Annotated in this window: 15 protein-coding genes and 2 pseudogenes; 5 read left to right on the top strand and 12 right to left on the bottom strand. The window is 53.2% G+C overall.

Annotated features, from left to right (window positions below):
- Positions 1 to 117 precede the first annotated feature (117 nt).
- The 8 genes and pseudogenes from L463_RS00255 to L463_RS24400 all read right to left on the bottom strand — a co-directional run.
- A complete protein-coding gene (locus tag L463_RS00255) occupies positions 118 to 540 on the bottom strand; it encodes a nickel resistance OB fold protein NcrY (RefSeq protein WP_032072095.1) in 423 nt (140 codons plus the stop codon).
- 161 nt (positions 541 to 701) lie between these two features.
- Positions 702 to 1832 carry a Ni(II)/Co(II) efflux transporter permease subunit NcrC gene (locus L463_RS00260; protein ID WP_004196366.1) on the bottom strand — a complete coding sequence of 377 codons (1131 nt, stop codon included), beginning with the start codon at positions 1830 to 1832 and terminating at the stop codon, positions 702 to 704.
- 12 nt (positions 1833 to 1844) lie between these two features.
- Positions 1845 to 2114, bottom strand: a complete 270-nt coding sequence (locus L463_RS00265) for a nickel-sensing transcriptional repressor NcrB (RefSeq protein WP_004196355.1) — start codon at positions 2112 to 2114, stop codon at positions 1845 to 1847.
- A 105-nt stretch (positions 2115 to 2219) separates the two neighbouring features.
- On the bottom strand, positions 2220 to 3518 hold the full coding sequence (nirA, locus tag L463_RS00270) for a nickel resistance membrane nickel efflux protein NcrA (RefSeq protein WP_004196314.1): 1299 nt from the start codon (positions 3516 to 3518) through the stop codon (positions 2220 to 2222).
- A gap of 233 nt (positions 3519 to 3751) precedes the next feature.
- Positions 3752 to 4510 carry a hypothetical protein gene (locus L463_RS00275; protein ID WP_004196325.1) on the bottom strand — a complete coding sequence of 253 codons (759 nt, stop codon included), beginning with the start codon at positions 4508 to 4510 and terminating at the stop codon, positions 3752 to 3754.
- Positions 4511 to 4563: 53 nt separating this feature from the next.
- Positions 4564 to 5484, bottom strand: coding sequence for a methyltransferase domain-containing protein (locus L463_RS00280; RefSeq protein ID WP_004196315.1), 921 nt, complete (start codon positions 5482 to 5484; stop codon positions 4564 to 4566).
- A gap of 62 nt (positions 5485 to 5546) precedes the next feature.
- The gene (locus L463_RS00285) at positions 5547 to 5918 is read right to left on the bottom strand and encodes a hypothetical protein (protein WP_004196359.1); all 372 of its coding nucleotides are present in this window, start codon (positions 5916 to 5918) and stop codon (positions 5547 to 5549) included.
- 109 nt (positions 5919 to 6027) lie between these two features.
- A pseudogene (locus tag L463_RS24400) lies at positions 6028 to 6187 on the bottom strand (MFS transporter); the annotation flags it as partial.
- Positions 6188 to 6264: 77 nt separating this feature from the next.
- On the opposite strand from L463_RS24400, the gene L463_RS00290 reads away from it, so the two are divergent.
- Complete coding sequence (locus L463_RS00290; protein WP_004196334.1) at positions 6265 to 7242, top strand: chromate resistance protein ChrB domain-containing protein; 978 nt, start codon at positions 6265 to 6267, stop codon at positions 7240 to 7242.
- On the top strand, positions 7199 to 8575 hold the full coding sequence (chrA, locus tag L463_RS00295; RefSeq protein ID WP_004196363.1) for a chromate efflux transporter: 1377 nt from the start codon (positions 7199 to 7201) through the stop codon (positions 8573 to 8575). Before L463_RS00290 ends, chrA begins: the two co-directional genes overlap by 44 nt.
- A gap of 30 nt (positions 8576 to 8605) precedes the next feature.
- Here the strand turns inward: chrA and L463_RS00300 are convergent, their stop codons facing one another.
- From L463_RS00300 to ydfV, 4 genes and pseudogenes are all read right to left on the bottom strand, one after another.
- Positions 8606 to 9295: a hypothetical protein gene (locus L463_RS00300; RefSeq protein ID WP_004196322.1), complete on the bottom strand. Its 690-nt coding sequence runs from the start codon at positions 9293 to 9295 to the stop codon at positions 8606 to 8608.
- Between the two features lie 13 nt (positions 9296 to 9308).
- The gene (locus tag L463_RS00305; protein ID WP_008460272.1) at positions 9309 to 10046 is read right to left on the bottom strand and encodes a HupE/UreJ family protein; all 738 of its coding nucleotides are present in this window, start codon (positions 10044 to 10046) and stop codon (positions 9309 to 9311) included.
- Positions 10047 to 10089: 43 nt separating this feature from the next.
- Entirely contained in the window at positions 10090 to 10455 is a 366-nt protein-coding gene (locus L463_RS00310; protein WP_009651956.1) for a hypothetical protein, read from the bottom strand.
- A 127-nt stretch (positions 10456 to 10582) separates the two neighbouring features.
- Positions 10583 to 10681, bottom strand: a pseudogene (ydfV, locus tag L463_RS24675) (protein YdfV); the annotation flags it as partial.
- Between the two features lie 24 nt (positions 10682 to 10705).
- Between ydfV and relB the strand changes: the two are divergent.
- The 3 genes from relB (at position 10706) to L463_RS24765 (ending at position 11460) form a co-directional block, all read left to right on the top strand.
- Positions 10706 to 10945 (top strand): type II toxin-antitoxin system antitoxin RelB, encoded by a 240-nt coding sequence (relB, locus tag L463_RS00315; RefSeq protein WP_004196370.1) that lies wholly within the window; start codon positions 10706 to 10708, stop codon positions 10943 to 10945.
- A complete protein-coding gene (gene relE, locus L463_RS00320) occupies positions 10945 to 11232 on the top strand; it encodes a type II toxin-antitoxin system mRNA interferase RelE (protein ID WP_000323025.1) in 288 nt (95 codons plus the stop codon). The genes relB and relE overlap by 1 nt, the downstream gene beginning before the upstream one ends.
- Positions 11233 to 11301: 69 nt before the next feature.
- A complete protein-coding gene (locus L463_RS24765) occupies positions 11302 to 11460 on the top strand; it encodes a type I toxin-antitoxin system Hok/Gef family toxin (RefSeq protein ID WP_013087178.1) in 159 nt (52 codons plus the stop codon).
- Positions 11461 to 12190 lie beyond the last annotated feature (730 nt).

The following is a 12190-nucleotide window of genomic DNA, read 5'->3' as shown; positions in this document are numbered from 1 at the left end:
TGCGCGTAATGCGGCGTTATGGTAAATAGCCTATGCTAATGTCCGCTAAGAGCGAGAAGCGGACGTTTGGTTGACGAACTATATATATAAAAAAACATAGCCCGTCAGAATTGTGTTTTAGGGTTTGCTGATAACTGCAACATATAAAATTGAACCATCATTTTCATGGCTTACCGGTCCACTGACCCGTACCAGGTCCTGAGCATCGAAGTGCTGCCCGTTCCAGACTTTCTGCGGGATGCGGACTTTGATGGTACCGGTTGGGTCGCGGAACGTATACCACTCGTCCTGCTGCTGGCTGACAACATTGCCTTCCAGTGTGATCCACGCCCCTTCGTGCATTGACGATACGATCTGAATCCGGCTTTGACTATTCTCCTGCTGAACTTTATGACCGGCATACATGTGCTCAGTGACGACAGGCTCTTTCTCTGCGGAGAAGCCACCTTGCGCTGCCAGAGCAGGAATGGCGATGAACGAAGTGAGTAACACTCCGGTGACGAACTGACTGAAATATTGTTTTTGCATAGCAGATTCCATTTATAATTTTACATCCCCCATGGGGGATATTGTCGATGATAAATGAGCGGCTATAAAAGCTCAATTCCTATCCCCGGCAGGGGGATAAAAATATGATGGGCTTCAGAAATATAAAACCCACCGGTTGGTGGGTTCAGGCGTGAGATTCATACAGGAGAAAATCAGCTCGTTACGCCGATCCAGCCGTGATAGCCCATGTAAATGCCGACAAGTGCAATCAGTACGCTTGAGAAGTATGGAGCCCGCCGCGCCAGCGTATCCAGGCCACTCCAGCGTTTGGTTGCCTGACGAACGCTGAAAGCCGCCGCTGCGCCCACTGAAACCAGCGTGATCGCTAAACCGATGCTGAAACACAGTACCAGCGCGGCACCGAGCGTAAATTCCTTCACCTGGATGCAGAGCAGCAAAACGGTAATGGCTGCCGGGCAAGGAATAAGGCCGCCGGTCAGGCCGAACAGGATTATTTGTCCGGTGGTTACGCTGCGATTCGCAAAACGTTTTTTGATGTCGTTCGCATGCGCTTTTTCGTGAGCATCCTGATATTCGCGAGAATTAACATCCAGACCTTCCAGCGAGGAATGATCGTGGTCGTGTTCATGTTCACGGAATTCCACATCATAATCATGCACATGGCCGCGATGGCCTAAAGACAGGCGAACATCAAAGCTGTGTGGCTCCGGGATCGCCAGGGCCGATTCCATAAACCCGTCTTTTTCGACGAAATCAAATACCTGTGAAAATGTCCCTGGACCACGGTTGGTCACCAGAGAAATGTCGCGAGCTTCCCATTTCTTGCCGCTGAGCGAGCGTAAACGCCAGTGAGGGGGTTGTCCTTCTTCGAAAATCGAGAGTTCAACGCTGCCATGGCCCGTATCGATGATGCGGGTTTCGTCATGATCGTGATGACCGTGGCTGTGTTCCTCTTCCTGCTCCATCTTCCACAGCTTTTCGCCGCGCCAGGTTCGCCAGAACATCCATGCCGCCGTACCGAGAATGATGACGGCGGAAATCAGCTGAAACCAGGGTTCGGCTGATTCAGCAGTGAATTTCTGACTGATATACATTCCGCCGAACGCAATGAGCCAGACAACAGACGTATGAGAAATTGTCGCGGCAAGCCCCAGTAATACCGCTTGCTTGACCGTTCCCCGGATGGCCACAATAAAGGCGGCCATCATCGTTTTGGAATGCCCTGGCTCCAGTCCGTGAAGCGCACCGAGCAAAATAGCGCTGGGGATGAACAGCCAGGCATTGGCCACGCCTTGCTGTAAAAGAGTGGAAAAATCAGTCATGTTTCGCTTGCCTTAAAGATATTTAGTTATCTCTTTAAATTCGCTAAGCGTCTTATCAGACTCCGTGTGGTCAGCATGAAGGGCATCCTCCAGGCAGTGATCCAGATGGTCATGAATTAAGGTACGCTTCGCATTCGTTATCGCCTTTTCCACAGCGTGCAGTTGCTGGGCGATATCCAGACATGCTTTCTCATCTTCGAGCATCTGGATGGTACTTTTCAGGTGCCCTGCGGCACGTTTAAGTCTTTTAATAATGTCAGGGTGTGATGCATGAACGGTCATGGTTTATCCTCTCCAGGTGGAAGGGATAAGATAATGTGTATCAACGCCATGGTCACACTTTTTATCGGCTTATCCTCTCCTGATACGTTGTCTTTTTTTGGGAAATTACTTCTCTTTCTTCGGCCAGGACGGATGTTCATCGTCAATGACGAAATCATGCTCATGGGTCGATTCGTTGTTTGTTTCCGGGTCTTTGTGGCTGTGAACCTGAGCGTACACTTCATGCTCAGGACGCCAGATAAGTACGGCGGTGACCAGCGACAATGTTGCCACAACAGTCAGGGCGATGAATGAAGCCTGTGTCCCCCATGCCGCACCAACCCATCCGGCCAGCGGATAAGTCACCAGCCAGCATGAATGTGACAGTGCAAACTGGGCGGCAAACAGCGCCGGTCTGTCTTCCGCTGTTGACGAACGGCGCAGCAGGCGACCACCCGGTGTCTGAGAAAGTGAATAGCCCACCCCCAGCAGTGCCCAGAGCACAACCAGCGTGATGTAATCCTTCAGGAAAATGCCTGACCCCAGGCCAATGACTAAAAGCGCCGTACCTGCAAGCATCGGCATACGGTCGCTCATGTTGTCGAGGAGTCTGGGGAGAACCAGGGCCGATACCATGGACCCCACGCCGAAGAAGGCCAGCGCAATAGCGGTAGACCGCTGTGAGAAACCAAAGTCCGCCTGAACCAGAACGACGGTGTTGACGATAACCATTGCACTCGCTGCCGCTACGGCCATGTTGAGTGCCAGCAGGCCGCGCAGTCTGGGCGTTTTCAGGAAGATGCGCATACCTCGTGTAGTTTTGTCATAGATGCTGCGTTTGACCGTTAACGCTTTCATCTTCGGCAGTGTCACGGAAACAACCAGAGCTGCTGAAGCAAGGAACCCGACTGCCGTACCGGCAAACAGGTTGTGGAAACTCATGACCGTCAGCAGTGCAGCCGCCAGCATAGGGCTGATGACGCTTTCAAGATCGTAGGCCAGACGTGACAGAGACAGCGCCCGGGTATATTCACGTTCGTCAGGAAGAATATCCGGGATAGTTGCCTGGAAAGTAGGCGTAAACGCCGCCGAGGCAGCCTGAAGAATGAAGATCAGGATGTAGATTTCCCATATCTGGGTGACAAAAGGCAGCGTGATAGCCACGAGAGCGCGAACCAGGTCCAGTGTTACCAGCATGGTGCGACGCGGGAATTTATCGGCAAAAGCCGCCGCCACGGGCGCAACAAGAATATAGGCGCTCATTTTGATAGCCAGCGCGGTACCCAGCACTGCCCCGGCTCTGTCACCTGCGAGATCGTAGGCCAGTAACCCTAACGCAACGGTCGCCAGACCGGTGCCAATAAGGGCGATAACCTGTGCCATAAACAGGTGGCGATAGGTACGATTAGAAAGAATGTTGAGCATCAGGAAATCTCTTGGTTTGAAATCACATCCCCCCCAGGGGGATATTCAAAGCATAGAGGGACCTGAAAAAAATGACAAGCTTTATCCGGGTGAGGAGGATACTGATTCGTCTGTTATCTTGGATGTTAAATAAAAAAGCTTCAGGTATCCCAGCGTTATACCTGAAGCAGCATAAAAAGTGTCGAAGGTGTTATCGCCGCTTCCCTGCGCAGCCCCTCCTGACGAGAAGGGAATTAACTCAGTTGTCCCAGACAGGTTTTCAGGCTCAACCGGGTGGCTTCAATATCACTATGGATAATGGTGCACCAGTCATCACGGTTAGCCCGAATGACCTCCAGCCAGTTATTCAGTGCCTGATTAAACGCCATGGTTTTCTCGCGCTGCGGCCAGCTCATCTGGTTAGTGCTGTAAATGTCCTGCCCTGGCTGCGGCATTAGTACGGTTTGCTGCGTCGACATCCGGGAAGTCACCGGCCAGGTATCAGAGTTGCCATCCCAGGAAGGCATCACCGGGAAACCCGCTCCGCGCAAGGCCATATCCCAGGTGGCATCAAACAGGTATGTTTTGCCCTGTAGCTCAAAAGCCACAGTGTCATGAAATCCCTGTGTTTGCGGCAAAATTGCCAGAATATCCGCAGGTACAGGCAAATCAGCCCAGTCAAACCGCACCAGCTTTCGCTTTGCCGTAATGCCACCATCGGTCAGCAGTCGTTCGGCAGCAGCGGCTTTATGACGGCAGTCGCCAAAGCCCTGCTGAAACAGACTCATGCTTTCGCCATTCCATGCACCGAGCTGATAGGGTATCCGCCTGACCAGCTCAAAAATGGCTCTTCGCAGTTCAGTTGAGCCAGGTTTAAGCCCGAGCGACTGCAAAACCCAGCCCGGCGTTATCGCCTCTTGTTGATTGCGGCGGGTGTTTATTTTTTGCCATGTTTCACTGACTTTTTCAGCCAGAGAGGCTGCCAGGGTTTCCCCCGGCAGTAATGTTGTCATCAGCAACGCTCCTGTGGTGGTGAGAAAATGTCTGCGCGTCAACATATCGGGCGTTACACCTCTACGTTGCGACGAAGCGCCGACATAACCAGTGATTCACAGACCACTTCTTCATCCTCTGCCCGCTTTACGCCGGGGAAGACCATCTGACTTACCGGGGACGAACGAAGCCGGTGATAACGGGCAATCGCGCCATTCATTCCTCCCATTTGCTTACGTCTGACCAGCCGCAGTCCGTGCTCCCAGGCGACTTCATCCATCGCGCTCGCCAGAACAGGGTCATGGTTGAAGATCAGGACGCCATCCTCTTTCAGCAGGCGTGCAGCGCTGCGAAGGAAAGCCGTGTAATCCTGTTCGAAATAGGCCGCTGCCTGGGAGTAGATAATATCGACCTCACCTGCCTGAACACCTCTGTTTTCCAGCGCTCCCAGCCCGGCTGCTGTCACGTAAGGATGCTCAGTCACGCCTTTTGGCAGCGATGCATGCCACGGTGTGAGATTAGTGAAGTGCAGGAATACGCTTTCCCCAAGTTGCTCCCTGAACTCCCCGGAAAGCCCGGAAATCGTCGCCTGATGGCCGGCACATTCCTCAGCGCGAAAACCCGCCCAGGCGGCACCAATTTCCAGGAAGGTGACTTTCCCGTTTTTGTGGTGAATGTTTTTCGCATAGTGGGCGATGTCGAACCCAATTTCTCGCGCCAGGCGAAATGAACCGCCGCTGGATGTCCAGGGGCCATCAAAGCCAAAGGCAAGGATCGCTTTGAGCATCGAGCCCGTTTCCTGATGCATCATTTTCAGGAACGGAATGACTTTACGCCGTGAAGGAACCGGGACATTCGGACGCATTTTTTTGGCCTGAAGGTCGCGATTAACGCCCATGCAGAGCGTCTGCCAGTGCAGGGGATCAACACGATAATTGAGTGCAGTGAAATTACGCGCAATCTCTCGACGCGCCTGGATAGAGTCTTTATACATAGCCTCTCCGCTAAATCTGAAGTTGATTAAAGCCGGGCAGCAAAAACTGCCGGTAACAGCGATCAGATCTGGCGGATGCTGGGAGGACGGTAAATGATGTCCGTGGCCTTAACCGGGCTACGAAGATCGGCAAGCGGCAACCATCTGTCTGTTACAGGAGAGAGGGAAATCTCTACAGAGGGCGGCTGCTCAGGGGTTTCATGGAAATGGTCTGTCTGATGATGGCCTGCGTGGCCAGACTGAGGGATATCCGAATCGTGAGAGTGATCCTGCATTGACATGGTGACTTCTGCGTCATGCAGATTCATCTCGTAGCCTGTCAGGCCGTTTGTACCGTGCGACGCAAACGTCACCATCGACGACATCATCATGCCAATGGCCATGATGACGATCATCAGAACATAACGGGGCGAACGTTTAAACATCGGGTACATCGCTGATTGCTTTCCTCAATAGACAATGACAACGGTATAAAAAGATTAGCATCCCCCCGGGGAGGATGTAAGGGCTGGAATGTAAAGTCTTGTATTGGCGATATGAATAAAAAGGCCCGCATAATGCATCAGCGACCGGGGCGACCAGAATATAAGCAAGCATCTTCATTGCCAGCGCCGTTCCCGACTCCCCCTGCCCTGTCGCCCGCCAGCAGGCCCAGTGCAACGGTAGCAAGACCGGTACCGATAAGAGCAATTATGAGCACCATAAAAAGATAGCGATATGTACGGTTAGAAAGACTGAAAATATGTAGCAATCTCTACCATATGTATTAATCTCTACACTATGAAACTACATATCCTTATTCTGACACTGCCCACTGAGCAGGCCACATTACGTATGCGTGTCTGGCGGGCATTAAAAAATACCGGTGCCGCCATGCTGCGCGACGGCGTTTATCTGTTGCCTGAAGCGCAACAGAGCCATGAGATTTTTAACGAGATGAGTCGTGAAATCAGCGGTGAGGGAGGAACGGCCTTTGTTTTTGACGCAGAGACTTCCGACGAAGAGAAAATTCGCCCGTTATTCGATCGCTCTCAGCAGTACCTGATCCTGATGGAGAGCCTTCAGGTTTGTAAAAACGACCTTAATGAGGAAACCGCGGTCAGCCAACTGAAGATGGTAAGAAAACTTCGTCGCGAGCTGGATCGGATTGTGGCGATTGATTTCTTTCCTGGTGAAGCGCAGGCGCAGGCCATTTTTGCCTTGTCAGAACTGGAAGCTGGCATTAACAGGTTCATCTCTCCCGGAGAGCCTCATGCCGTCAGTGGCTTGCTGACACGGCTGAAGCCTGAGGATTTTCATAACAGGATCTGGGCTACGCGTCGCCGGCCATGGATTGACAGGCTTGCCAGCGCCTGGCTTATACGGCGTTTTATCGACCAGGATGCGCAGTTTCTCTGGCTTAAGGATGGCAACGATTGCCCGGAAGAGGCGGTGGGGTTTGATTTTGATGGCGCGACCTTCAGCCACATCGACAATCGTGTGACCTTTGAAGTGCTGATGGTCCGCTTCGGGCTGACGGGGGATGCCCTGAATGGTCTGGGGATGCTTGTGCATTACCTTGATGTTGGCGGGGTTCAGCCCCCCGAAGCCGCTGGCGTTGAAAGTGTACTGGCAGGATTGCGTGAAAGCATTACGGATGATGACACATTACTCACAGCGGCCTGTTCGCTGTTTGACGGTCTGTTAACGACGTTTGAAATGAGGTCCGGCCATGATGAACAAAACGGAGTTGCTGACGCTGGCAGAGGAAAACGTTAAGCCCAAGCCGGTCCCCCTGAAGGAGGCGTTCTGGTTCTGGATGAAGCTGGGTTTTATCAGCTTTGGCGGTCCTGCCGGACAGATTGCGATCATGCATCAGGAACTGGTCGAGAACCGGCGCTGGATTTCCGAGTCCCGTTTTCTCCACGCACTCAATTTCTGTATGGTGCTGCCCGGTCCGGAAGCTCAGCAACTTGCCACCTACATTGGCTGGCTGATGCACAGGACCTTGGGCGGAGTGATAGCGGGTTTGTTATTTATCCTTCCCTCACTTTTTATTCTTATCGCGTTGTCGTGGATCTATATCGCCTGGGGAGACGTTGCCATTATTGCCGGTATCTTTTACGGCATTAAACCCGCCGTGGCGGCAATCGTGCTGCAGGCGGCGCATCGCATCGGCTCCCGTGCGCTGAAACACGGTGCCCACTGGGCCATAGCTGCTGCGGCTTTTGTGGCCGTTTTCGCCCTGAACGTTCCTTTTCCCGTCATCGTTATTTCAGCAGCGATAACTGGCTTTATCGGCGGACGCATCGCGCCGGAAAAATTTCACAGCGGCAGCGGGCATAACAAACAGGAGAAAGCCGCCGTTGATGCTGCGGTTATTGACGATCATACGCCCGTACCGGCGCATGCCCTGTTCAGCTGGGCGAAACTGTTAAGGATTGTGGCAGCGGGTGCACTGCTCTGGCTTATTCCCATGACGGTGCTGACGCTGGGGCTGGGCTGGGCGCATCCGGTGACGCAGATGGGCTGGTTCTTTACCAAGGCTGCGCTCCTTACCTTCGGTGGGGCCTACGCCGTCCTGCCATACGTTTATCAGGGTGCTGTCGTCAATTTTGGCTGGCTGACTGCCGGGCAGATGATGGACGGGCTGGCGCTGGGAGAAACCACGCCCGGCCCGCTGATTATGGTGGTCACGTTTGTCGGATTTGTGGGCGGGTATACCCATGCCGTTTTTGGCGCGGATATGCTGTTTGTCGGCGGCGCCGTTGCCGCCTGCATGGTGACCTGGTTTACCTTTCTCCCGTCCTTCATTTTCGTGCTGGCAGGCGGGCCGTTTATCGAAACGACCCACAACAAGGCGGGTTTCACGGCACCTTTAACCGCCATCACAGCGGCCGTAGTGGGCGTCATTGTTAATCTGGGGCTGTTTTTTATCTGGCATACCGTATGGCCGGAAGGCGCAAAGGGAGGGATCGATATCCCTGCCGCCCTGATTGCCGTCGCCGCTGCGTTTGCGCTTTTCAGATTAAAATGGAAGGTTACGCACGTTATTGCCATGGCGGCTCTCGCCGGGCTGATACTCCGCCTGACCGGGCTGTCAGCTGTGTGAAAAGGGGCAGGTTATCCTGCCCCTGATTTATCAGATAACCCGTTTGATGTTCAGGTAGTCGCCGGTTGTATCAAGCTGGATCGTGATGGTCTCAGAACCACGATTTCGCCAGAACCAGCCATGTTTACCCTCGAACGCGGCCTGTAAAACGCCGTCTCCGGATGTGATCTGCCGGGCTTTACCATAGCCATGGTAGAAGCCTTTCGGGGCGTTGACCGGATCGCCGTGCGCATCCACGTTTACCGGTCCGGAACTTGTCCACTGATAGGTCACGCGGGCATCTTTGCGCATTTCCAGTTTAACTTCAGCAGCTTCGTTAGGCTTCAGGGTGATGAGCATCTGATGACGTTGCGAGCCAGCCGATGGTACTTCCGGCGCGCGCGTGGTCGCCGGAACGCTCAGCTCCGGGTAGGTGTTCTGCGTTATTGCCGGAGGATTATCCGGGATCGGTCGCTCATTAACTGGCGCAGCCAGCTGTCCTTGCTGAACAGCGCTGGCCTGATTATCGGCATCAGCTTCTTCGGCAAGCTGCGTTTTGATTTCTCCCATCTGCTTAAGCCCCAGTAAACGACCCACGCCAGTAGGATCAATGCCGTATTCCGAAGGCATGACGACGGTGATCAGCAGCGTCAGCGCCACGATGGCGGCGAGGATAGTGGACTGCATCAGTTTGATGGCAGAAGGTAATTCTGCGCGTGTTGGTAAATCAGTGTTGTACATTGTTTTGTCTCCCTCAGGCTAAAATGTAGCCACAAAGCTGGTAACTCATTAACAGAAATCCCGCGCTCATCATCACCACATTGGCGGTATAAGCGTGTCGGAAAAAGCTCGCCGTTTGCCGCCAGTAGCTCATAACGATCAGGATGGCGCTCAGCGCGAGCAGCTGGCCGATCTCAACGCCAATGTTGAAGGCAATCAGGTTGACAAACAGGCCATCGGGAGAGATTTCGAATTCCTGGATTTTGGTTGCCAGACCAAAACCGTGGAAGAATCCAAAGATGAGCGTCGCAAGCTTCGTGTTGGGCTGAACGCCAAACCAGCGCTGGAATGCCCCGAGGTTATCAAGCGCTTTATAGACCACGGACAGCCCGATAATGGCGTCAATAAGGTAAGCACTGACGCTGATATCAAAGAAGGTGCCGATGAGCAGCGTCGTTGAATGCCCGATAGCGAACAGGCTAACGTACAGCCCGATATCACGCATTTTGTAGAGAAAGAAAATCACCCCGAACAGAAACAGCAGATGATCGTAACCGGTCACCATGTGCTTCGCGCCAAGGTAGATAAACGGGATGATGTTCACCCCGGTGATTTCCTGGATGTACCCTTTGTCGCCTTCCGCCACGCCGTGCGCATACGCGCCCTGGCTGTAGAAAAGCAGTAACAACAGGAAAAACAGACAAGCCGAACGCGCCTGAGCTGAAAGCAGGCGAGCGCTCAACCGGCCCTGTGTATCAAGGCTGGTATACATAAAAATCCTTACATGTTGAATAATAACGAATTAGCAGAAGTTATTACGCAGACAGGATTCTCGGAGGGCGTTCGGGGGTGGACTGCGGCATTTGCAGTATTTGTTCTGAACTCAACGCATATATCACCCGCATGCCCGGATTCCATGCGTGCAGAGTAGGCAGAGCAAAGAGTTTATTCAGATCGTGGGAATGATCGGCATTGAGGTGATGCACGCTACCGTGGGAGTGAAACAACAATGGATCGTGCTCATTCAGTGGTTCATCGCTGTCGTGTTGATGGTCACTGATGGACGTTGTTTCCTGAACGCTGTATGCAGCCTGTGGCTTTGCCATAAACGAACTGCTCAGCACGGCAACAGCCATGATGATAAGCACGATTCTGGAAATGACTTCACGGCTGATAAACACAGTTAACGGCATCCTGATGATACAAAGTAACAACGTGCGTAATGTATCCGCTATGCTGGCTTGATTTCAATAGTTGTTTTGAGTTTGGTTTTGTCTGAAATGTTCAACAAATCCTGCCGTCCACTTCTGGCACAAAGCGGACAGTGATCACCGTTCTTACGACTACTTTCTGACTTACTTCGTGACTTGCCCTAAGCATGTTGTAGTGCGATACTTGTAATGACATTTGTAATTACAAGGGGTGTAAGACATGGGTAGCATTAACCTACGTATTGACGATGAACTTAAAGCGCGTTCTTACGCCGCGCTTGAAAAAATGGGCGTAACTCCTTCTGAAGCGCTTCGTCTCATGCTCGAGTATATCGCTGACAATGAACGCTTGCCGTTCAAACAGACACTCCTGAGTGATGAAGATGCTGAACTTGTGGAGATAGTGAAAGAACGACTTTGTAATCCTAAGCCAGTACGTGTGACGCTGGATGAACTCTGATGGCGTATTTTCTGGATTTTGACGAGCGGGCACTAAAGGAATGGCGAAAGCTGGGCTCGACGGTACGTGAACAGTTGAAAAAGAAGCTGGTTGAAGTACTTGAGTCACCCCGGATTGAAGCAAACAAGCTCCGTGGTATGCCTGATTGTTACAAGATTAAGCTCCGGTCTTCAGGCTATCGCCTTGTATACCAGGTTATAGACGAGAAAGTTGTCGTTTTCGTGATTTCTGTTGGGAAAAGAGAACGCTCGGAAGTATATAGCGAGGCGGTCAAACGCATTCTCTGAACCAAAGCATGACATCTCTGTTTCGCACCGATGGTGACACTTCTGCTTTGCGTTGACAGGAAGAAGGCCATGAAACTGCCGCGAAACACCCTGCTCTGGTGCGTATTAATAGTGTGTCTCACACTGCTGATATTCACTTACCTGACACGGAAATCGCTCTGCGAAATCCGGTACAGGGACACGGACAGGGAGGTGGCGGCTTTTATGGCTTACGAATCCGCTAAGTAGCTAACCCCGGCGGGGGGAAACCCCCGCCATTCAGGGGCTGAGACTGTGTGGACATGCCTGAAGCGCCTTTATGAAGGGGTTGCCGGTTTACCGGTAGCCCCTTTTTCCATCCCGAAGGGTGCAGTCGCATGCATGAACAACCCGGAAGGTCTGTTCCCCTGCGGGGAACGGGGGAAGGGGGACGCGCCTCCGGCGCTGCCCCTCGGCTCCCTCCGTCTTGTCAAAACGCCTGCCCTTCCTGCCTGATTTTGCTGAAGTCAGAGCGCCATGAGTTACCTGCCTGTACCTGGCTTCAGCCTGGTTTTCCCTGTGTTCTTCATCCCGGGCGTCATATCCGTCGTCCTGCTGGTTATCTTTCTCCGCTGCAGCTCCGTGGCCATAACCCGAAAACAGGGCAGGGCGATGGCCCCCTTCGGCTCCCGGCCAGCGCTGCTGTCCGGTCGTCGAGCCCCACTCCGCCAGGGCGGCTGCTGCGCACCCGCCGGGCTCCGCCGAACCCCTTCGGGTTTCGGGCTGACGCTAGGGTCTGATGGCTAAGGTCAAGGGCTGCGGCTTCTCCGGCCGTGCCGTCCGGAACGCCTTCACCGCGCCGGCTGATGCCGTCGCTTTAATGGCGCCACGCCGTTCCGACGTGTCGGGTGTGTGCATCCTGTTCCCCCCGGTGAAGCCATCCCCCGTGTGTCCTCACGCGGAGGGCTGCTTGTAGCACCGTCAGTTCGTCATCCGAAGG

Source organism: Enterobacter sp. BIDMC 27 (genome assembly GCF_000534415.1).
Classification (GTDB): Bacteria; Pseudomonadota; Gammaproteobacteria; order Enterobacterales; family Enterobacteriaceae; genus Enterobacter; species Enterobacter hormaechei_C.
This window is presented reverse-complemented; position numbering and strand designations above follow the sequence as displayed.